Below are 22,449 nucleotides of genomic sequence, written 5' to 3'. Positions count from 1 at the left end.
CCAAATCGCCCCTTGCCACGCACTGCATGGTCGAGGGGGCATCGTGTCTGTCGCCCCTGCCATTGGGAGCAGGTGATGACGAGGTGGAAAGTCCGGGGCCGTAGACGTGGCCGTGGAGGTGGTGATGGTGGCAGCTGAGAGCGACCAGCCGGGGCGCGATTTCGCTGCGCGGGCGGTCCACGACTACAGTGCCGAGCTGCATCGCTACCTGCGTCGGCGGGTAGCCGAGGCGCAGGATCTGGGTGACCTGGTGCAGGAGGTCTACCTGCGCCTGCTGCGGGTGCAGAACATCGAGACAGTGCGCAACCCACTGGCCTACATCTATGGCATCGCCGCGCATGTGGCCAGCGAGTTCAACATGCGCCAGCGCCAGGGCCGTCTGCTGTATGACTCGACGGTGGTGGATGCGGTGTCCGAGAACCCGGGGCAGCCCGCTTTCAGCGAAGGCGGCGGCTTCTTCGAGCGCCAGGTAGGCGATGCGCTGGCACAGCTGCCGGCCAACCGGCTGGCGGTGCTGCTGCTGGAGCGGCGCGAAGGCCTGAGCCATGCGCAGATCGCGCAGAAGCTGGGGCTGAGCGTGCACACGGTGAAGAAATACAGTGTCGAAGCGCTGGCGCACGTACGCGCGAGCTTGGAACGATGAACAGGATGTGGACCCTGCGACAGGCAGGGCGGGTGAAAGCATGAATATCTATCGCACATCGCCGCAACAGAGCCGGGAACGCGCCGCACGCGAGGCCGCCGAGTGGTTGCTCGTCATGGGCGAAACGCCCAGCGATGCGGACCGAGCGGGTTTTGCTGCCTGGGTGGCGCGTTCGCCGCTGCATCTGGAAGAGCTGCTGATGGCGCAGCTGGTGGAGCGTGAATTGGCCTCCAGCGCGGCGCTGAAGTCGCTGGACATGGACGCCGTGCTGGCGCAGGCACGGGCCATGGACAACGTGGTGCCGCTGCACGATGCGCCGAGCGCCGTGCCGCAGGCGGCACCGCAGCCACGCAAGCCCACGGCGCGTGGGCGTCGCCGGCGGCTGGGCTGGGCATTGGTGGCCGGTGTTGCCGGTTGTGCGCTGTTGGCCGGCAGCTGGACCCTGCTGCAGCCAGAGGTACCGGTCTACCAGTACGCCAGCGCGGTTGGCGAGCAGCGCAGCATTGCCTTGGCTGATGGCTCGATGGTGACCCTGGCGCCGGCCTCGTACATCGCCGTGCGTTTCAGTGCCGGCGTGCGTGACATCGAGCTGCGTGACGGCGAAGCCACCTTTGACGTGGCCCATGACAGCAGCCGCCCGTTCCGGGTGCACGCCGGTGACAACATCGTGCAGGCGGTGGGCACGCGCTTCACCGTCAACCGCTTGCCGTCGGGCACGCTGGTGGCGGTCAGCGAGGGCAAGGTGAAGGTGACGGCCAACAGCAACTGGCTGGAAGCGCTGTGGCGCGATGACGCATCCACGCTGGAAGCGGGCAGGGCCAAGGTCGAATCGCTGGGCCGCCCGGCGGCCTTGTCGGCCGGCGAACAGGCGCGCATCCCGCAGGGACAGCAGGCCATGCTGCGCATGCCGCTGGAAGTGCCGAACGAGCCCGTCGATGGCAAGCGTCGCCTGAGCTTCCGCAATGACACCCTGGCCGACATCATCAGCGAGTTCAACCGCTACAATCCGCGGCCCATCGTGGTGACCGATCCGGTGATCCGCGAGCAGCGCTACAGCGGCGTGTTCTATGCCGATGATGCCGATTCCTTCCTGCAGTTCCTGGAATGCTGCTCGCAGCTGCAGGTCAGCCGGCAGGCCGATCGCAACCTGATCGGTGGTCGCAGCAGTCGCCAATAGCCATCGCCGCGCGTCGCCGGAAAAATATTTTTGACCCTGAGTACCCTTTTCCCACACTTGGACACACGGATGTAACAAGAGGCTGGTTCCGCGAAAGGCGGCTCCGGTTGCTCGGTAACCATTCGATGTCTTTCGGGGGCGAATTATCCATGGGGTCCAGCACTATTCTTCGTAAACAGGCGTTGGTGAAGGCGGTGGCGGTTGCGCTGCTGGTCGGCACCGGCAACGTGGCGGTGGCACAGTCGGCACCTGCAGCCGATACGGCTGCCGCTGCGGCGGCTGTCCAGTTTGATATTCCGGCGCAATCACTGGCGTCGGCGCTCGAGGCGTTTGCCGAGCAGAGCGGCCTGCAGGTGGTGTATGCCGGCGGCGCTGGCAGTGGCGTGCAGAGCGGTGTGGTAAACGGCCAGATGGGTGCAGCCACGGCGCTGCAGCAGCTGCTCGCACCTACTGCTTACGCGCACGAGTTCATCAACGCGAAAACGGTCGCCATCCGCCCGCGCAGCAGTGCCGGTGACGTGGTTGAACGCGATGGTGGCGCTGCCGAAACGCTGGAGACGATCAATGTCACCGGTACCTATCTGAAGAACATCGATCCGGCCTCGCCGTTGATCGTGATCGACTCGCAGCTGATCGAGAGCCGGGGCTACGCTTCGATCGAAGATGTGCTGCGCAACCTGCCGCAGAACTTCTCCAACCGCACCAGCGCCTCACGCGCGCTGGGTGAAAAGGAGTTCGGCAGCTCGTATGGCGATGGCGTATCCGGCCTGGGTTCCTCCGGTGCCAACCTGCGAGGCCTGGGCAGCCGTTCAACGCTGATCCTGGTCGACGGCCGCCGCCGCAGCGGCTCGGCACAGGCGCAGGGCGCATATACCGATATTTCCTCGATTCCTGTTTCACAGATCGAGCGCATCGAAGTGCTCAGCGACGGCGCCAGCGCCATCTATGGCTCCGATGCCGTGGCCGGTGTGATCAACATCGTGCTGAAGAAGTCCTATGACGGCACCACCGCGCAGCTGCGCCATGAGAACTCCAATACCGGTGCCGATGTATCGCGGCTGGACCTGGCCCACACCTTTGGTTATGGCAGCGGCCACGTCACCGCGGCGGCAGGGCGCGAGCGCAGCTCGCCGGCCGATGTCACCCGCCTGATCCACGTCGGCCCGGACGGCCGCGGCGATTTCACCGATCGTGGTGGCGTCAACGGTCGTACCCGCAACAAGGGGCAGCCCGGCGTGGTCTATGAATCCCTGGACTTCGGCATCGACTACCACTTCATGGGCGAAGCGCTCGGCGTGATTCCGGGTGGCCAGGACGGCACCGCGCTGGATCCGGACAGCCTGCTGGCCTACGACCCGGCCACTGCGCCATCGACCTATGAGCGCAGCCGCATCGGCCCCAAGATCGAGAACACCTATGCTCGCATCAGCGGCGTGCATGATCTGGGCGAAACCACCCAGCTGAACTACGGCATCAGCCACGTACGCCAGGTCAACAAGGAAAACTGGCGGCCGACCCTGTTCGACTTCAGCATCTTCGAGGACGGTTACAACACCTACGTTCCGGAGAGCAATCCATACAACAACTTCGGTAGCGACGTGCTGGTGGGGTATTCCTTCGAACGCGAGTTCGAAGGCATGAACCTGAGCGAAGACCAGAAGCAGACCAATACCGATGCCCACATCGGTATCAACGGCAAGCTGCCGTTCGCCAAGGGCTGGGATTACGAGGCGACGTACAGCATCGGCCGCGAGAAGGGCACTACCACTGCCTTGATGGACCTGACCGGGTCAATGGGCGCCGATGGCTACGCGCGTACGCTGGAAGTGCTCAATGGTCTGAACGTGTTTGGCGACGGCAGCAATGACGCCATCGTCGCGCGCAACCGTGAGCTGCTGCAGAGTCTGGTCGAACGCCATGTCTATCGGTTCCAGTCGCGTGCCAATACGGTGGACCTGCTGACCCGCGGCGAGCTGTTCCAGCTTCCCGCCGGCAAGATCGAGGCGGCGTTTGGCGCACAGCATCGCGAGCAGCGCTACAACTACGAGAGCAACCTGGGCGAACAGCTGCGCTCGGAGAGCAAGGGCAAGTCCGAAGCACTGTTCACCGAGATCGGCATTCCGCTGTTGAAGGACAAGCCGCTGGCCAAGCTGCTCAGCCTGACCGTGGCAGCGCGCTACGAGCGCTTCGACCAGCGCGGCGACAGTGCGCTGCGCGACTGGTCGGCGGGGTTGGGTGAGCTCGGTGGCTTCGATGTCGAACAGCTGACCGGCGTCAACAATGATGGTACCGGGGGTATCACCGGCAGCGACACGGTGGTGTCACGTGACTTCAGCCGTACCAGTCCGTTGGCACGCCTGGCGTGGAAGCCGGTCGACCAGTTGCGCCTGCGCGCTACCTGGGGCGAGTCCTTCCTGGTGCCGCAGGCCCAGCAGCAGTTCGGCCAGCTGATCATGGACGACTACACCGCACGTGTACTGTTCAACGGTGGCCAGCTGCCGGAAGGTGTCACCCAGATCGTCGCGCTCAGCGGCCCCAACGTGAACCTCAAGCCCCAGGTAGCCAGCGTGGTGACCTATGGCTTCGACTGGACGCCGACTTTCGCGACCGGCCTGCAACTGTCCGCCACCTACAACCGCACCACCTTCGACAACTACATCGGTGACCCGCTGTCGGGCCTGACCTACTCGGAGATCTTCAAGGACATCAGCAAGATGCCCGAGGGGACCTTCACCGTCGGCGAGAACGGGGTGATGTTGTGGGACAACCGTGCGATCAACTTCCTCGGCCGCCGCTCGCGCAGCATCGACACCACTGCCAGCTACTACTTTGGCAATGACTGGGGTGATTGGCGCATCGAGCTCAATGCCGTGCGCACCTTGGAGCTGACCTCGCGTTCGTTGGCGTCGATGCCGACGCTGAGCTATGCAGACAGCGAGCTCGGGCCGAGCAAGTGGGCCGGTGACCTGTTCGTCGGCTGGGAAGGAAACGCCTGGTTCGCGTCGCTGGGCAGCCATTACAGCGCCGCACACCGCGTGCTGTATCCGTTGTCGGCGACGGCCACCGACTACAACGATTTCATCCCCAACGAGAGCCCGCGTACACGTTCGGCGTCCTACACCACCTTCGATGCACAGATCGGTTACCGCAAGCATCAGCGTGATGGCTGGTTGGGTGGCGTTACCGCACGCATGGGTGTGCAGAACATGTTCGATCGCGACTATCCGTTCGTCGACAACCTGGCCGGTTTCGTCTCCAACCGCGTGAACATCCGCGGCCGCGTTCTCTATCTGGACATCAAGAAAGAGTTCTGAGGCCAGCGTGTCTTCCGGTAACAACGCGGTGCGCCGATCCCTCGTCGGCGGCGCACCGCATCCACTGCAAGGAAATCCATGAAGTCCATCGCCACCCCTCTGCGTGCTTGCCTGTTGGCCAGCGCAGTCGCTGCTGCACTCGGCCTCGCTGCCTGCAGTCCATCGCAACCCCCGCCGGCCAGCCCGGCCCAGGGCGCTGCTGCCGCGCCGGCAAGCAGCGGTGCCTACAGCATCCGTGGCGCGCTGCCGGGCCTGGCCGATGGGACCGAGCTCAAGTTGCTGGTGCCGTCCGCGGCGACTGATCCAATGCATGTCGAACCCGTGGCCACGGCAACCGCACAGGGCGGCGCGTTCGTGCTCAGCGGGCAGGTGCAGCAGGCCGTACCGGCGGTACTGATGGTCGGCAACCTGGGTTCGGTGAAGCTGGTACTGGAGCCGGGCGAGCTGCGCATCGAAGCCGGCGCGCTGGGGCCGGTGGCCAAGGGTGGCAGCCTGACCGAACGTGTCTATGGGTATCTGGAAGATCCCGCTTATGTAGCGGCCTACAAGGCCAACCGCGAAGCCAACCGCAAGGCATTCGGCGGCGTGGATGAAAACGACGAAGCGGCGATGAAGGCCGCCCGTGATTCGGTGGCTGCGCCGTTTGCCGCCTTGACCAAGGTCAGGAACGACTACGACGCCGCCATCCTTGACGGTGCCGAACCGGCGCTGCTGAAGCTGCTGGTGCTGAGCGAGAACTACGACTGGAAGCGTTACGACGTGGCCCGTCGCGCGCAGTTGCTGGCCAGCTACAAGCAGGAGCTCGGCGCACATCCCTTGATCACGCAGATGGAGCAGGCGGCCGCCGATTACGCCAAGACCCAGCAGCTGGCCGAGAAGTTCGGGCCGGGCAAGCCCTATGCCGACATCGAGGCCGTCGGCGTGGACGGCAAGGTGGTCAAGCTGTCCGAGGTGCTGGCGCGCAACAAGCTGGTGTTGCTGGATTTCTGGGCCTCCTGGTGCGGCCCGTGCCGCGGCGAGTTCCCGCATCTGCTGAAGGTCTACCGCGAGTTCCATGCGCATGGCTTCGAGATCTACGCCGTGTCGCTGGACGAGGACAAGGACGACTGGACCAAGGCCATGCAGGAAGAAGGCGGCAGCAACGATCTGCCCTGGATCAACCTGCAGGCGCCGGGCTTCGAGGACAAGGCCGCGCAGACCTATGGCGTGGTGCAGCTGCCGCAGAACTACCTGATCGCCGGTGACGGCACCATCGTCGGCGTTGGCATGCGCGAGTGGGACGTCGAGCGCGCGGTGCGTGCGCAGATCAAGAAGGTTGAAGATGCACCTGCACGTTGATGCCCTCCGCCGCGCGGCACTGACCATACTGTTGCTGCTGGGCGTGCTGCTGCCCGGCAGCGTGCTGGCACAGGTGCAGGCCGAGCTGGTTGCCGCACAGCGCTCGGTGCAGCCGGGCCAGCCGTTGCAGTTGGCGCTGCGCATGCAGCACGACCCGCATTGGCACAGCTTCTGGAAGAACGCCGGCACCGGCTTGCCGACCAAGCTGATGTGGGACTTGCCCCCGGGTTGGACGGCCGAGGCCATCCAGTGGCCAACCCCGATCCTGGTACGTGACCGCGAAGGCAATATCACCGGCCACGGCTACGAAGGCCTGTCCTACCTGCCGGTGCGGCTGATCGCGCCGGCCGACCTGAAGCCCGGCAGCGAGATCGAGCTGAAGGCGCAGGCACGCTGGTTGATGTGCGAGACCGTGTGCATCCCGGGCAAGGCCGCGGTGAGTCTGGGCGTGCCGGTCAGTGCCGATCCGCCACAGCCCGATGCGGATGTACAGGCGGCACTGGCAGCCTTGCCGATGCCAAGCTCCAGCGAAGGCTGGCAGCTGGCCGCGACCCGCGAGCAGGGTGGTTTGACCTTGCGCGTGGCCGCACCGGCCGATATTGCCGAACTGCATTTCTTCCCGGCCGATGAGTTCGTCTCCTACAAGGTGCCGCAGACCATCGGCAACCGCGGTGCACGCGCCTTGCTGAAGCTGCCCCTGGACCCGGCCGAGACCATGCCGGCCGATGCAGCGCTGCGCGGCGTATTGGCCTACACCGATGCCAAGGGTGTGTACCGTGGCGTCAGTATCGACCTGCCGTTCGTGGCCGAAGCCGAGGCCACGGCGCTGGTCAGCACGGCCGACCTGGGCGCGGCACCGGCTTCGGCCAATGGCAACGATGGCACCCGGTTGTCGCTGCTGGTATTGCTGTTCGCGGTGCTGGGCGGGCTGATCCTCAACCTGATGCCCTGCGTATTCCCGGTGTTGGGGCTGAAGGTGGTCGGCTTCATCGAACAGGCCGGCAGTGACAGGCGCAAGGTCAGCCTGCATGCGCTGTCGTTCACCGCTGGCGTGCTGCTGTCGTTCTGGGCGCTGGCTGGTCTGCTGGCGGTGCTGCGCGAAGGCGGGCAGCAACTGGGTTGGGGCTTCCAGCTGCAGTCGGCACCGTTCGTGTTCGTGCTGGCGCTGGTGATGCTGGCGTTCGCGATGAACCTCAGCGGCGTGTTCGAGGTGGGCATGCGTGCCACCGGCATCGGTTCCGGCCTGCAGACGCGCAGCGGCGTGGCGGGCAGCTTCTTCAGCGGCATGCTCGCCACCGTGGTGGCAACGCCGTGCAGTGCACCGTTCCTGGCGCCCGCGCTGGGGGCAGCGCTGGCCTTGCCAACGGCACAGTCGTTCGTGGTGTTCACAGCGATCGGTTTGGGGCTGGCGTTGCCGTATCTGCTGCTCTCGGTATTCCCGTCGCTGGTGAAACTGTTGCCGCGTCCGGGCGCGTGGATGGAGACCTTCAAGCAGCTGATGGCCTTCCCGCTGTATGCCACGGTCGGCTATCTGCTGTGGGTGCTGGCCGGGCAGTTGCATGAAGCGGCCTTGCTCAATGCCTTGCTCGCATTGTCACTGCTGGGTTTCGGCCTGTGGTTGTATGGCCGCGGTACCCGTCCTGGTGCCCGCGGTGGCAAGGCCAGGTTCAGTGCAGTTGCCGGTGTACTGGTGCTGGCCGCGGCGGTGTTGTTCGGCTGGCCGCGGGCAGCGGCTCCGGAGGCATTGCAATGGGAGCCCTGGAGCAGCGAGCGCGTGCAGCAGCTGCAGGCCGAAGGCCGTCCGATCTACGTCGACTTCACCGCGCGCTGGTGCGCCACCTGCCAGGTCAACAAGAAGGTGGTGTTCGCCGCGGCACGGGTGAACGACTACTTCCGCGACAACGAGGTGGCCGCGCTGAAAGCCGACTGGACCAATGCCGACCCGCTGATCACCGCCGAGCTCGAGCGCTGGAACCGTAGCGCGGTGCCGTTCAACCTGGCCTATCCGGCAGGTGGCGGTGCGCCGCGTGAGCTGCCCGAGGTACTCACGCCGGAGATCGTGCTCTCCGCGCTGGAAAACGCTACCCCACAAGGACGGGATTGAACCCCTGTCGCTGACTTCCCCGCGCCCCCGGGCGCATATCAAGAGAACGCAACGCATGATTTCGCAACGCCTGTTGTGCGCCGGCCTTGCGCTGGGCCTGATGGCAGCCTCCGCTGCCTCGGCCGAGCCGGTCAAGGTCAATGGCTTCACCCACGTCAAATCCCTCGATGGCATCGATGAGTACCGGCTCGACGCCAATGGCCTGAGCGTATTGCTGCTGCCCAACCACGCCGCACCGGTGGTGACTTTCCAGATGACCTACCGGGTCGGCTCGCGCAACGAGGTGACCGGCACTACCGGCGGCACCCACCTGCTCGAGCACCTGATGTTCATGGGCAGCACCAATTTTGATGGCGAGAACAACGTCGATACCTACCTGGACCGCGTCGGCGCCGGTTTCAACGCCACCACCTCGCTGGACCGCACCAACTACTACGCCACGCTGCCGCCGGCTGCGCTGGACGGTTACATCGCCATCGAAGCCGACCGCATGCGTGGCCTGCTGCTGCGCGAAAAGGATCGCCAGAGCGAAATGACCGTGGTGCGCAACGAGTACGAGCGCAACGAGAACAATCCCAATGGCGCGCTGATGAAGCTGATGTGGGCCACCGCCTACAACGCGCATCCTTACCACCATCCGGTGATCGGCTGGCGCAGCGATATCGAGAAGGTGTCCATCGAGAAGCTGCGTGCGTTCTACGACACCTTCTACTGGCCGAACAACGCCACCGTCACCGTGGTCGGCGATATCGACAGCGCCCAGGTGCTGGCCAGCATCGGCGAGAAGTTCGGCAAGGTGCCGCGCTCGCCGCATGCCATCCCCGAGGTCTACACCACCGAACCGGAGCAGCAGGGCGAGCGTCGGGTCACGCTGCGCCGCGCAGGCGAGACCGGCACGGTGATGATGGCGTACAAGGCCCCGGCCGGCCTGGACAAGGACATCCCGGCACTGAATGTGCTGGAGCTGGTGTTGCAGGGTGGCCGTAGTGCGCGCCTGCAGCGTGCGCTGGTGGATACCAGCAAGGCAGTGGCGGTATCGGGCGGCATGTACCAGCAGCGCGATCCCAGCCTGTTCATGCTCAGCGTGGCGTTGGCCCCGGATAGCAAACATGCGGACATCGAGCAGATCGTCCGCGACGAGATCGCCAAGGTTGCCCGTGACGGTGTCAGCGTCGAGGAGATCAAGCGCGTGCTCGGTCCGTACCGCGCCGAGGAAGCCTACCGCCGAGATGGCACCGACCAGGCTGCCGATGCGCTCAACGAGTTCATCGCGATGGGCGACTGGACCCTGTATTCCACCGCCCTGAAGGACCTGGAGAAGGTCACCCCGGCTGACGTGCAGCACGTTGCCGGCAAGTATTTCACCGCAGAGCAGAGCACGGTTGGCTGGTTCGTGCCGGAGAGCAGCAAGTGAACAACGCAAAACGCATTCGACTGATTCCGCTGGCACTGGCCGCACTGTCCAGCCTTGCCGCATTTGCCGCCCAGGCTGGCGTGGCCGACACCGCCGTGCACGCCAAGGCCGCCGGCATCGACCTGATCGTCTACCCGATGGGGGTCAAGGACGTGGTCACCTTCACCGGCTCGATGCCGCTGGGTGATGCCTTCCTCGCGGCCAAGGCCGACAACCCGGCCGTGCCGACGCTGACCGCGATGCTGCTGGAAGCTGGCACCACCCGTCGCGACAAGTTCGCTATCTCCGATACGCTCGACGGCATCGGCGCGCAGCTGTCCTTCAGCCCCAGCGCTGCGCGCATCGGCATCTACGGCAAGAGCCTGAAGCAGGACCTGCCGACCGTGCTCGACCTGCTCGCAGAGCAGCTGCGTGAGCCGGCCTTCACCGCCGATGAACTGGTCAAGGCCAAGGTGCAGCTGGAAGCGGCATTGCGCCAGGCCAGCGACAATCCGGGCACGATGGCGCGTGAGACGATGATGCTCAGCATCTTCCCGGCCGGCAGCATCAACGCACCAGTGCCGCGCGAAGCCATGCTCAAGGCGGTGCCGCAGGTGACGCTGGAGCAGATCAAGGCCTTCCATGCCAAGTACTACGGCCCGGCGCACATGACCCTGGTGTTTGCCGGTGACGTCGATGCCAAGGCGATCGAGGCCGCGGTTGCGCACGGCTTCAACGGCTGGAGCGGCGGCGTCGATTACCTGCGTGATGCGCCGGCACGGCTGCCGGCCAAGGCCGCCGAGCACAGCATCGCGATGAAGGACAAGGCCAGCGTCAGCGTGTTCCTGGGCCAGTCCACCGGCCTGCGCTACACCGATGCCGACTACCTGCCGATGACGGTGGGCGTGGATGTGCTCGGTTCGGGCTTCACCGGTCGCCTGATGGCGGCGGTGCGCGCGAAGGAAGGCTTGACCTACGGCATCGGCGGCAACCTGCTGGGCAGCGACTACATGGACGGCGGCTTGGGCATCAGCACCACATTTGCACCGGAGCTGATGGACAAGGGCATCGCCAGCACCCGCCGCGAACTGCAGCGCTGGTGGAAGGACGGCATCACCGCCGAAGAGCTGGATGCACGCAAGCAGGCAATGGTCGGCAGCTACCAGGTTGGCCTGGGCAATACCGACGGCATGTCGGCGGCGATCATCGGCACGGTTGAGCGCGGTGTAGGCCTGGCCTGGCTGGACAACTACCCGCAGGCGATCCAGTCGGTGACGCTGCAGCAGGTCAATGGTGTGATCCGCAAGTACGTGGATCCGCAGAAGATGGTGCTGGTCAAGGCCGGCACCTTCAAGAAGTAAGTCGCAGCCTCTGCCAAGTGGTTCGACACCAACAAACGCCGGCGCAAGCCGGCGTTTGTTGTTCAACGCGATGCAACCCGGAGCCCCGTAGCCCGGGTAAGCGAAGCGCACCCGGGAAGATGACAGCCCCGTCAACGCGCCACGTTCGTATCAGGCACGCACGCTATTGGAAATGATCTCCACCCAATAACCGTCCGGGTCCTTGATGAAGGCCAGGCTCTTCATGCGGCCATCGCTCAGGCGCTTCTGGAACGGCACGCCCAGTTCCTCGAAACGCGCACAGGCCGCTTCCAGTTCCGGCACCGATACGCAGATATGGCCGAAACCGCGCGGGTCGCTGTTGCCGTCGTGGTAGACCGGGCCTTCCTGGTTCTCGGTGCCATGGTTGTGGGTGAGCTCCAGCACGCCGGGAATGCCGGCCATCCACAGGCGGCGCGCGGCATCGTCCTGCGGCACCTGCACCCCGGACGGCACATAGGCCAGGAAGTACAGGCTGAACTGGGCTTCGGCGAAATCACGCTGGTCGATCAGCTGGAAGCCGAGCACGCGTGTATAGAAATCCAGCGAGGCGCGGATGTCCTTGACCCGCAGCATGGTGTGGTTGAACACGAAGCCGTTGGTTTCGGTCGGTACCTGGGCGGCGACGCCGGGCTGTTGAGCAAGGGTTTGAAGGCTCATGGAATCTATCCTGTTGCGATGAATGGGGGAGGGCAGGCGTGCAGCCGCGACAGCGCAATGCTCATGCAGAAAGTTGCATTTGAAATCGCCACTCCAGCTTGCATGCGTCGATACAAAAAATCATCAACGGCATACCTTCCACGGCTAGGCGGCTGCGCGCGCGCTGGCTATGCTGCGTCGCAGGATAGTCGTTGTTCCCCAGCTTTTGATGAAGCGCGCATGCATTGCCGGATGTGGGCTGGGAGTGACGCTGGCGCAAGGCTTGCGCGGATTGTTGGCAGGGGATGCCACCACGGACGGAGCCATGACGTGAGCAACGGCGGTTGACAAGGTTTCGCTGCTCGCGTTATTCATTGTATGTATATACAAATAAAGAGGCTGTCCGGAACTTCATGTCCTACCGTGTGTGGCTGCCGTTGCTGCTGATGCTGGTGCTCGCCGTCGAAGGCGTGCTCGGTGCATGGGCGAGCACGCGCATGGTGCTGCATGCGGATGGCGCGCCGGCGGTTGCCGGCTTCACCCGCGCGGCCAGGGCCAGCTGCGATCCGGCCCCAGGCGTGCCAGCGGTAGCGGATCTGGCAATCGCGGACGGCCACGACAGCCATGCCGGCAAGCCGGCTGCCAATCATGGCGATGACTGCAGCTGCGCCGATAGCGTCGGCTGCGAATGCCTGTGCGTGTTCACGATCTATCCCCCCGCGTCGGCGCTGTTGTTCGCCGGTGCACATCCGCCGGTGGCAGCCGAAACCTCGCTGCCGGTGCTGGTACTGCCGGCAGGCAGGGTATCTGGCGTCTTCCGACCTCCCATCGTCTGAGCGGTTGTTCTCGCGTCACCACGACGTAGTAGTGAACCGTGCGCGCGTCTGCGACCACGGCTATCGCCCCGAGACAGTATCCCAGCGAGAGAGAACATGTATTTGAAGCCCCAAGCCTTGGCTGCGGCCATCGGCACGCTGCTGTGTGCCAGCGCCGTCCACACCGCCAACGCGCAGGACGCGCAACCCCCGAATGAAGCCGCCCGCACGCTGGATGCCGTGCAGGTCACCGGCAGCCACATCAAGCGCGCGCAGTTGTCGGGCGTAGGCCCGGTCAGCGTGATCGACGCGCAGGCCATCGAACGCTCCGGCGCTACGTCGGTGGACACGCTGTTGCAGCGCCTGCCAGCCTCGGCCGGTTTTGCCGGCAGCCAGAGCAATGCCTACTGGGCCGAAAATGGCTATGGCACCACCCAGGTCAACCTGCGCGGCCTCGGCATCAACCGCACCCTGGTGCTGCTCAATGGCCGTCGCATCGTCAATGGCGGTACCGGCGCCAACAGCTCGGTCGATCTGAACATGATCCCGGTGTCGTTGATCGAGCGCGTGGAAGTGCTCAAGGACGGCGCTTCGGCCATCTACGGCGCCGATGCGGTCGCGGGCGTGGTCAACATCATCACCAAACAGGGATTCGACGGCGCCGAAGCGGCTGTGCGCTACGGCCAGACCACGCGTGGCGATGGCGATGAAACCGCTGTTGACCTGGCCTGGGGCGTCACCAGTGATCGCGGCTCGTTGATGGCTGGCATCAACTATGCCGAAGGTGGCACGGTCAACATGGCCTCGCGCGCGCCCTGTGGCCTGGCCGAAGTGGATGGCAAGCTGGTGTGCTCGGGCAGTTCCACCACGGTAGGTGGCCGCGCGCTGCTGGCCGACGGCAGCCGCGTCAACTTCAACCAGGTGCTGGGCGGCAACGGCGATTTCTACGAGCCGTACTCGGCCGCCAAGCACAATTACAACGGCAACCCCACGCTCAATGCGGTCAATCCGATCAAGCGGATCAGCATGAGCGTGTTCGGCGACAGCCAGCTCAGCGAGAACACCACTGTGTTCACCGAGCTGATGTACACCAACCGCCAATCCGACCAGTTGGCCGCGCCGGGCGGGCTCGGCGTATACCGGCCGATCAACATCGCCGCCAATCATCCGACCAACCCGACCGGACAGGACCTGCTGCTGCAGCGCCGACGCCTGGAAGAGGCCGGCCCGCGCCATTTTTCGCAGGAGGTGAACACCTTCCGCGGGCTGGTGGGGCTGAAGGGACATTTCGGTACCGGCTGGGATTGGTCGGCGGCCTTGAACTGGGGCCGCAACACCGGCGTTGATGGCTCGGACAATGTCGCCAACCTCGACCGCGTCGAGCAGACCTTGAACCGCAGCATCTGCAGCCCGGTACCGGGTGCGGCAATTCCCTGCGGCGACTACCTGGGTTACGGCGACCTCAGTCGCGAGGTACTCGACTACATTCTCTATACCTCGCGCGATACTGGCGGCAACGAACAGAAAAGTTTCACCGCCAACCTGAGCGGACAGATCTTCGAGCTGCCTGCCGGCTGGGTGGGCTTCGCCACCGGCGTGGAAGTGCGCAAGGAGCGCGGCTGGCGCAATCCCGACCCGCTGACCGTGCTGGGCATTGGCAACACCAACCAGCAGGACCCGATTGCCGGTGAATACACCGCCAAGGAAGTCTTCGCCGAGCTGGCCATCCCGCTGCTGCAGGACAACGTCATCGCCGATTCGCTGTACTTGAATCTGGCCGGACGTGCCTCGGATTACGATCTGTTCGGCCGCGATTACAACTACAAGGTCGGGCTGGACTGGCAGATCAACTCCTCGTTGAAAGCGCGCAGCACTTACGCCACCGCCTTCCGCATCCCGAACATCCCCGAATTGTTTGGCGGCGTGGCCGAAGGCAACCTGACCACCACCGATCCATGCAGCAACTGGTCGGCCTTGCCGGCGGGCTCGACGGTGCGTGACAACTGCCAGGCCTACGGTGTGCCGGCCGGCTATGTGCAGCCGGGCAATACCATCCTCACCACCTCCGGTGGCAATTCGGCATTGGAGCCGGAAGACGCCACCTCGTTCACCGCGGGTGTGGTGTGGACACCGGAGTTCCTGTCCGGGCTGACCTTGACGCTGGACTACTACAACATCCGCATCAAGCACGCGATCCAGCGTATCGACGGCTCCACCAAGCTGGCCATCTGCTACAACACGCCGGGGCTGGCGCATCCGTTCTGTGATGCCAGCAACTTCACCCGCAACCCGCGTACCGGCGAAGTGGACTTCCTGTCCTCGCAGCCGGTCAATGCCGCCAACGAGCATGTCACCGGCTACGACTTCGGCGCGCTGTATGAGTTCAAGGCAGCGGGCTTCGATGCCAGCGTCAGCGCCGATGTTTCCTATCTGCAGCGCTACGACGTGCGGCCGTACGACGGGGCCGAGCTGATCGAATACGCCGGCAAGATCACCGGCGGCCGCGGCAGCTATGCCAAGTGGCGCGGCCTGGTCTCGGTCAATGCCTCGCGCGACCAATGGTCGGGCACCTGGAGCACGCAGTACATCGGTCGTGCCGATGACATCAACGCAGCTCGCGGTGACATCGGTGACCACGCACCGTCGGTGTTCTATCACAACCTGCAGCTCAAGTACGCGGTGAGCAAGGCGCTGGATGTATCGCTGGGCCTGGACAACGTCTTCGACAAGAAGCCGCCGTTCATCCAGAGCTATACCGATGCCAACACCGATACGATGACCTACGACCTGCTGGGTCGCCGCTGGTACGCACGCATCGGCTACCGCTGGTGATTGGATGCGCCCCGTCGCAGCTGCGGCGGGGCGCGTCATTGAACGAGGACGATGTTGATGAAACCCGCATTCTGGGCACGCCGTGCCCACAAATGGATCGGCCTGGTGATCGGCGTGCAGGCGCTGCTATGGATGCTCAGCGGCGTCTACATGACCGTGGTGCCGCTGGACGTGATCCATGGCGACCACCTTGCCCACGTACATGGCACGCCGCTGCCGGCGCAGACCGCGCGCGTTGGCGCCGATGTGCTGGCCAAGCGCTACCCGAAGATGGAGTCGTTCCGGCTCAAGCATGTGCTGGAACGCGAGGTCTATGAGATCCGCCAAGGCAAACAGAAGTACCTGGTGGATGCTGCCAGCGGTGAACGCCTGGCGCCGATGGACCGCGAGCAGGCAATAGCACTGGCGCAGTCACTGTACCAGGGAGAAGGTGAAGTAGAGCGGGTGGAGTGGATCACCCGTGCCCCGTCGGAAGTGAAGACCCGACCGGTGCCAATGTGGGCCGTGCATTTCAGTGGCCGCGGCGACAGTACGCTGTACCTGTCACCGGACAGCGGTGAGCTGTTGGCACGCCGGCACGACCTGTGGCGAGTATTCGATTTCGTGTGGATGTTGCACATCATGGATTACGAGAACCGTACCGACGTCAACAACACCTTGTTGCGGGTCGCTTCGGTCATTGGCCTGGGCTTCGCCCTCAGCGGCATCTGGCTGCTGTTCTACAGCTTCGGCAAGCGGAGGAGCGCATGACGCCCTGGATGCGGACCTTGCACAAGTGGGTGGGCCTGATCGTCGGCCTGCAGTTCGTGGTGTGGCTGGGCAGTGGCCTGATGATGAGCCTGCTCGACCCGGAGAAGATCGAGGGCAGCGCGCAGCGCGCCGTCCCAGTTGCCAATCCTGCCTGGCCGTCGGCAACGGTGTCGCCCAGCGTGGCGCTGGCGGCGGCCAAGGGTGAGGCGGCAACGCTGGACAGTGGCTGGTTGCTGCAACAGCCGGTGTATCGACTGCAATCGCCGGAAGGTACCGAGGTCATCGATGCCCGTGACGGCAAGCGCATCGCCATCGATGCGGCGGTCGCGGCGAAAGTCGCACAAGCGGCCTATGCCGGTGATGGGGTTGCCGCCGCGCCGCAGTATCTTGAGAAGACCCTGGAAACCCGGGCCAACCCGGACCCGGTATGGCGCGTTGACTTCAGTGACGCGCAGGACACGAGCATCTATGTGTCCGCGCATAGTGGCCAGGTGATGGAGCATCGCAATGCGACGTGGCGGCTGTTCGACATCTTCTGGATGCTGCACATCATGGATTACAGCAGTCGGGTCAACTTCAACAATCCGCTGGTAGTGGGCATGGGCATAGGCGGCCTGTGGTTGGCGTTGACCGGTGTGTGGTTGCTGATTGCCAGTTTCCATCTGCAGGAATTCATCCCGCGGCGCTGGCGTTCGCGTCGGCAGCTGATGGTCTATGCACCGGGCGGCGCGCATCTGCGCACGGTCGAGGTGGCCAGCGGCGACAGCGTCTACGTGGCACTGGCCCGCGAGGGCATCCATCTTCCCTCCAACTGCGGCGGTGGCCAGAGCTGCGGCCTATGCGAAGTGCGGGTGCGTTCCGGTGCTGGCAAGGCAACGGCGGCCGATCGCGCGCATGTGCCCGACGCCAAGCGCAAGGTCGGCTGCCGGTTGGCCTGCAATCTGCAGGTGGATGAGGACGTCGAGATTGAAGTGGCTGGCGGCGCCAGCCTGTGGACCGAACACTGGGCCATCGTTGAGAAGGTGGTCGCCGTGACCCCTTTCCTGCGTGAGATCCATCTGCGTCCGGAGCAGGCCGCAGATGCGCAGTTCCAGCCGGGTTGCTATCTGCAGCTGCACGTGCCCGAGTACGAGCTGCCGCGTACTGCGGTGTGGTATCCGGGTGAGCATGAAGAGGATTGGAAGGCGCTGTCCCTGCCTGCGACCCTGCAGAACAGGGCGACGGTTCGGCGCTCGTATTCACTGGCGACCCCGGTCTCCAATGCGGACGGCGGCCTGGTGCTGCTGGTGCGCTTCAGCCCTGGCTGGCAGGAGAACCGCAAGCATCCGCCGGGCAAGGGCTCGACCTATGCCTATACGCTGCGTGAGGGTGACCGTGTTCGCTACAGCGGCCCGTTTGGCGATTTCGCACTCAGCGGCAGCGAGCGCGAGAAGATCTTCATTGGCGCTGGTGCGGGTATGGCGCCGCTACGTGCACTTATCCAGCAGCGTTTGGATGAAGGCGGTGGCGAACGTATGCATTACTGGTACGGCGCCCGTGGCGAACGTGATTGCCCCTATGTCGAACAGATGCAGGAGCTGGCGCATGAGCATGCCAACTTCAGTTGGCATCCGGTGTGGTCGGGGCAGGGAGCCGATGCACGTCGTGTGCATGAAGCTATCCATGAGGACCTATTGAAGCAGCATCCGGATCTGGCGGGTTGCGAGTTCTATCTGTGTGGACCGCCGGCGATGTTGGCGGCGACCAGGCAGCTCTTGCGCAAGCTGGGTGTTGCGGATGAGCGGGTTGCGTTTGACGACTTCAAGATCTGAGTGAACTTGAGCTTGGCTGTTGTGGCTGCAGATGTTGGAGGTCTGCAGGTGTTGCCGTTGTAGTTGTAGTTGTAGTTGTTGTTGCTGTTGCTGTTGCTGTTGCTGTTGCTTCGGCTTCGGCTTCGGCTTCGGCTCTGGCCCTAGCTTTGGCTCTGGCTTTGGCTTTGGCTTTGGCTTTGGCTCTGGCTTCGGCTTTGGACACTCCCTTCTCCCGCGTGCGGGAGAAGGTGCCCGGAGGGCGGATGAGGGGGGGCTTTTGACGTTGCCTGGCTAGAAGCGTCCCCTCACCCCAACCCCTCTCCCGTTCACGGGAGAGGGGCTCTACTCCGATCATTATTGCGGTGGCATCACTCGTGCTTTGAGAACTCGCTCAACGAACCATCATTGCCGAGCAATGCAACCGTGAACGCCTGGCGGTAGCCATCCGGCGATTCCATGCCCGGCGTACCCACCGGCATGCCCGGCAGCACCAGTCCGCGCGCCTGCGGACGCTCGGCCAGCAGCTTCTGGATGTCTGCTACCGGTACATGGCCTTCCACCACATAACCGTCAATCTCGGAGGTGTGGCAGGACATCATGCCGTCACCGATTCCCAGGCGTTGTTTGACCGCCATCATGTCGCTGGTGTCATTGAGCTGCACCGGGAAGCCGGCGGCCTGCATATGCTCGGCCCAGCCACCACAGCAGCCGCAATTCGGGTCCTTGTGCACAACCACCAACGGCAACGCCTTGGTAGCCGGCGCAGCTTCAACCGCCTTCGCAGGTGCCGCAGCAACCGCAGCGGCTGCCGTGGTAGCAGTAGACGGGCTCGCATTGCAGGCACTGATCAACAGGGTGCCTGCCGCCAGCACCAGCAATGAGAACATCGGCTTTGAACGCATTTTCATGATCTAGATTCCTTGGACAGTTTGCCGCGCCGGCCGGAGGCCGGTGCGGCAGTAGGGCATCACAGCATCGACAGGCCGCGCTCGAATTCCTTGGCATCGAGCTTGCCGTCACGGTTGCCATCGCTCATGCCGAAGTGCGGCAGCAGCGGATGACCGCTGGGCAGCTCCTCGCGGCGGATGAAGCCATCGTTGTTGGCATCGAAGCGCTTGAACGTTGCCGCTGCATCGGCCTGTGGCGCCTTCGTAGCAGGCTTGGCCGCCGGTGCGTGATGCTCATGGCCAGCATGCTGGGCCTGCGCGATGGAAATGGAGGCAAGGGTGACCGCGCCGATCAGTGCGGCTTGAATAAAGAACTTCATCGAAAGAATTCCTTGTAAGGAGAGTGGGGATGGCGCCGGCATACGACGCCATCACTACGAATCAGAACCAGAAGCGCACGCCGGCAACCCAGCGCGATTCACTCACGCCTTCGCCGGCATCACGGTGCAGGTCGGCGGTATCGCCGAATGCGCGTTCGTGCACAAAGCCCACATACGGTGCGAACTTGCGGGTGAACTCGTAGCGCAGGCGCAGGCCTGCTTCCACGCTGCTCAAGCCCTTGCCGACACCGCGGCGCGGATCGTCATCGGCAACGATGCTGGCTTCCACCACCGGCTGCAGGATCAGCCGATTGGTCAGCAGCACGTCGTATTCGACCTCGAAGGCCAGCTCGGCCTTGCGCGGTCCACCGATGTAAGCCATCGCCGAGACTTCGAACTTGTACGGCGACATGCCCTGCAGGCCGAAGGCTGCGCGGGTCAGATCCGGGGATTCGCGGCTGTTGTCATGCCGCGCACCGGCCACCACGTCCCACCACGGCGAGATCGAATGCCCATACAGCGCATCCACCGACCAGTCGCCGAGTGCGTTCTCGCTGCGCTCGCCTTCGCTGCGGATCCACAGGCGGTTGATGTCATTGCCGAACCAGGAGTCGATGCCCCAAGCCTGGCCGCTGCCGTGGGCGTTATCCCAGGCTTCCAGGTGATCGAACACCACCAGACTGTTGAACGACGGCGCATGCTCCATCGCGTGCGGCTTCAATACCGGGAAGGCATCGTCGAAATCCTGCTTGGTCGGCGTCGGGATCGGTTCGCGCGGCGTGTTGCTGGCACTGCCGCCCCGCATGTTGTGACCGGCATGCGGATCAGCGGGCATTGCATGTCCTGCGTGCGGGTCAGCTGCCGCGCCGTGGCCGGAGTGGTCTTCCGCCTTGGACATGGCATGGCCGGCATGCGGATCAGCCGCGCCGTGGCTGGAATGATCTTCCGCCTTGGGCATGGCATGACCGGCATGCGGATCAGCAGCCTTGGCCTTGGGCATGTTGTGCCCGGCATGTGGATCCACTGCCGGCTTTGCTTCAGTGGCGTGCCCGGCGTGGCCCGCATGCGGGTCCTGCGCGAAGGCGTTGCCGCTGGCAGCCAGGGCGATGAACAACAGCGAGTGAGAGAAGGTCTTCATGCGTCGATCCTCACTTCGCGCATCATGCCCGCTTCCATGTGGTAGAGCAGATGGCAGTGGAAGGCCCAGCGGCCCAGCGCATCCGCACGCACGCGGTAGCTGCGGCGTGTACCTGGCGGCATGTCGATGGTGTGCTTGCGCAACTGGAACTCGCCGTCGGCGTTCTCCAGGTCACTCCACACGCCGTGCAGATGGATGGGGTGCTGCATCATCGTGTCGTTGACGAGCACGATGCGCATGCGCTCGCCGTAGTTCAACCTGATCGGCTCGGCACCGGCAAACGGAATGCCGTCGAAGTTCCAGGCGAACTTCTCCATGTGGCCGGTGAGGTGCAGCTCGATCTCGCGGCCCGGCTCGCGTCCATCCGGGTCCTCGAACAAGGAACGCATCGCGCCGTAGGTCAGTACCTTGCGGCCGTTGTCGCGCAGGCCGATGCCGGGGTCGTCGAGCTTGGGCTCGGTGGCCGCAGTCTGCATGTCGATCAGCGGATTGCCGGCTTCGCTGGGCTTGTGCTTGGGCGACTTGTCGGAGCCGCCATGGGCGCCGTGGCCCATCGCCGCACCGCAGCCACCTTCCATGCCCTTGGCACCCATGTTGGCGCCGCAACCCCCTTCCATGCCGGCACCGTGGTCGCCATGGCTGCCCATGTCGTGGCCCATGTCGCTCATGGTCAGCAGCGGACGCGGATCGATCTGCGGAATCGGCGCCTGCAGGCCCAGGCGCGTGGCCAACGTGCCGCAGGCATAGCCGGTGCGGCCCATGTCCTGTGCGAACACGGTGAAGGCATCCTGGCCGGTCGGTTCGACGATCACGTCGAAGGTCTCGGCCGGGGCGATACGGAACTCGTCGATGCTGACCGGATGGATGTACTGGCCATCGGCGGCGACCACGGTCATTTTCAAACCGGGGATGCGTACATCGAAGTAGGTCATCGAGGCGCCGTTGATGAAGCGCAGCAACACCTTTTCACCACTGCGGAACAGGCCGGTCCAGTTGCCGGCTGGCGCGGTGCCGTTCATCAGGTAGGTGTAGGTGTGGGCATTGATGTCGGACAGGTCGGAAGGTGTCATCCGCATCCGGCCCCACATGCCACGGTCGGCCAGCGTCTCGCGCAGGCCATCCTTGCGTGCGTCACGCATGAAATCACCGACCGTGCGCTGGTAGGTGTTGTCGTGCATCGGCATCTTCTTCATGCGCCGGAACAGCGCATCGGGGTCGATGTCGGTCCAGTCCGAGAGCATGACCACGTGTTCGCGGTCGAAGTGATATGGCGGCGGTGCCAACGGGTCAACGATCAGTGCGCCATACAGGCCGGCCTGCTCCTGGAACAGCGAATGGCTGTGGTACCAGTAGGTACCGGACTGCTTGAGCTGGAACCGGTACTGGTAGGCCTCGCCTGGTGCGATGCCGTTGAAGCTAAGCCCCGGCACGCCGTCCATGTTGGCCGGCAGCAGGATGCCGTGCCAGTGGATGGAGGTGATCTCGTCGGTGAGCGTGTTGGCCACGCGCAGGTTGACCGTGTCGCCCTCGCGCAGGCGCAGGATCGGTGCCGGCAGGGAGCCATTGACGGTGATGGCGGGGCGGGTGCGGCCGGTGAAGTTGACCGCCGAGCGGCCAATCGCAAGGCTCAGCTCGGTGCCGCGCAGCTCAACCGGCGGCACCGCCATGGCGCGCCCGGAGGCAAACGCCTGCGGGATGCGCGCCATGCCGGCGCCGGCGACCACGCCGCCCAGGGCCAGGCCCTGCACGAAGCGACGTCGCGACAGCACCGAGCGCGAATCGGAAAGGAAATCAGAAGACATGTGGAACTCCCGGACAGGCCGGCGCATCACGATGCGCTGCTGCATGCCCTGAACAGATCAAGGGTGCG

Annotated in this window: 16 protein-coding genes; 11 read left to right on the top strand and 5 right to left on the bottom strand. The window is 64.4% G+C overall.

The features are described from left to right. Positions 1-124 precede the first annotated feature (124 nt). The 7 genes from RT131_RS13425 to RT131_RS13395 all read left to right on the top strand — a co-directional run bounded on the left by RT131_RS13425 (position 125) and on the right by RT131_RS13395 (position 11,330). Positions 125-643 (top strand): RNA polymerase sigma factor, encoded by a 519-nt coding sequence (locus tag RT131_RS13425; protein WP_313173314.1) that lies wholly within the window; start codon positions 125-127, stop codon positions 641-643. Between the two features lie 40 nt (positions 644-683). After that, positions 684-1,820, top strand: a complete 1,137-nt coding sequence (locus tag RT131_RS13420) for a FecR domain-containing protein (RefSeq protein ID WP_313173313.1) — start codon at positions 684-686, stop codon at positions 1,818-1,820. A gap of 149 nt (positions 1,821-1,969) precedes the next feature. After that, positions 1,970-5,134 carry a TonB-dependent receptor gene (locus RT131_RS13415; protein WP_313173312.1) on the top strand — a complete coding sequence of 1,055 codons (3,165 nt, stop codon included), beginning with the start codon at positions 1,970-1,972 and terminating at the stop codon, positions 5,132-5,134. Positions 5,135-5,212: 78 nt separating this feature from the next. Continuing rightward, complete coding sequence (locus tag RT131_RS13410) at positions 5,213-6,472, top strand: TlpA disulfide reductase family protein (protein WP_313173311.1); 1,260 nt, start codon at positions 5,213-5,215, stop codon at positions 6,470-6,472. Further along, entirely contained in the window at positions 6,456-8,576 is a 2,121-nt protein-coding gene (locus tag RT131_RS13405; RefSeq protein ID WP_313173310.1) for a thioredoxin family protein, read from the top strand. Before RT131_RS13410 ends, RT131_RS13405 begins: the two co-directional genes overlap by 17 nt. Before the next feature lie 55 nt (positions 8,577-8,631). After that, a complete protein-coding gene (locus RT131_RS13400) occupies positions 8,632-9,990 on the top strand; it encodes a pitrilysin family protein (protein ID WP_313173309.1) in 1,359 nt (452 codons plus the stop codon). Beyond that, complete coding sequence (locus RT131_RS13395) at positions 9,987-11,330, top strand: pitrilysin family protein (protein ID WP_313173308.1); 1,344 nt, start codon at positions 9,987-9,989, stop codon at positions 11,328-11,330. The genes RT131_RS13400 and RT131_RS13395 overlap by 4 nt, the downstream gene beginning before the upstream one ends. 150 nt (positions 11,331-11,480) lie before the next feature. On the opposite strand, the gene gloA is transcribed toward RT131_RS13395, so the two are convergent. Beyond that, positions 11,481-12,008 (bottom strand): lactoylglutathione lyase, encoded by a 528-nt coding sequence (gene gloA, locus RT131_RS13390; protein ID WP_313173307.1) that lies wholly within the window; start codon positions 12,006-12,008, stop codon positions 11,481-11,483. A gap of 392 nt (positions 12,009-12,400) precedes the next feature. Between gloA and RT131_RS13385 the strand changes: the two genes are divergently transcribed. The 4 genes from RT131_RS13385 (at position 12,401) to RT131_RS13370 (ending at position 18,195) form a co-directional block, all read left to right on the top strand. Beyond that, on the top strand, positions 12,401-12,823 hold the full coding sequence (locus RT131_RS13385; protein ID WP_313173306.1) for a CopL family metal-binding regulatory protein: 423 nt from the start codon (positions 12,401-12,403) through the stop codon (positions 12,821-12,823). A 96-nt stretch (positions 12,824-12,919) separates the two neighbouring features. Next, complete coding sequence (locus RT131_RS13380; protein ID WP_313173305.1) at positions 12,920-15,634, top strand: TonB-dependent receptor; 2,715 nt, start codon at positions 12,920-12,922, stop codon at positions 15,632-15,634. A gap of 57 nt (positions 15,635-15,691) precedes the next feature. Continuing rightward, the gene (locus tag RT131_RS13375) at positions 15,692-16,384 is read left to right on the top strand and encodes a PepSY domain-containing protein (protein ID WP_313173304.1); all 693 of its coding nucleotides are present in this window, start codon (positions 15,692-15,694) and stop codon (positions 16,382-16,384) included. After that, the gene (locus tag RT131_RS13370; protein ID WP_313173303.1) at positions 16,381-18,195 is read left to right on the top strand and encodes a 2Fe-2S iron-sulfur cluster-binding protein; all 1,815 of its coding nucleotides are present in this window, start codon (positions 16,381-16,383) and stop codon (positions 18,193-18,195) included. The genes RT131_RS13375 and RT131_RS13370 overlap by 4 nt, the downstream gene beginning before the upstream one ends. 347 nt (positions 18,196-18,542) lie before the next feature. Here the strand turns inward: RT131_RS13370 and RT131_RS13365 are convergent, their stop codons facing one another. From RT131_RS13365 to RT131_RS13350, 4 genes are all read right to left on the bottom strand, one after another. Then, on the bottom strand, positions 18,543-19,082 hold the full coding sequence (locus tag RT131_RS13365) for a DUF411 domain-containing protein (RefSeq protein WP_313173302.1): 540 nt from the start codon (positions 19,080-19,082) through the stop codon (positions 18,543-18,545). 59 nt (positions 19,083-19,141) lie between these two features. Next, a complete protein-coding gene (locus RT131_RS13360) occupies positions 19,142-19,441 on the bottom strand; it encodes a hypothetical protein (RefSeq protein WP_313173301.1) in 300 nt (99 codons plus the stop codon). 61 nt (positions 19,442-19,502) lie between these two features. Beyond that, the gene (locus tag RT131_RS13355) at positions 19,503-20,579 is read right to left on the bottom strand and encodes a copper resistance protein B (RefSeq protein WP_313173300.1); all 1,077 of its coding nucleotides are present in this window, start codon (positions 20,577-20,579) and stop codon (positions 19,503-19,505) included. Continuing rightward, positions 20,576-22,381, bottom strand: a complete 1,806-nt coding sequence (locus RT131_RS13350) for a copper resistance system multicopper oxidase (RefSeq protein WP_313173299.1) — start codon at positions 22,379-22,381, stop codon at positions 20,576-20,578. Before RT131_RS13350 ends, RT131_RS13355 begins: the two co-directional genes overlap by 4 nt. Positions 22,382-22,449 lie beyond the last annotated feature (68 nt).

The organism is Stenotrophomonas sp., assembly GCF_032066555.1.
In the GTDB taxonomy this organism is placed as follows: Bacteria; Pseudomonadota; Gammaproteobacteria; order Xanthomonadales; family Xanthomonadaceae; genus Stenotrophomonas.
The sequence above is the reverse complement of the archived record's forward strand: the minus strand, read 5'-3'. Positions and strand labels throughout refer to the sequence as shown.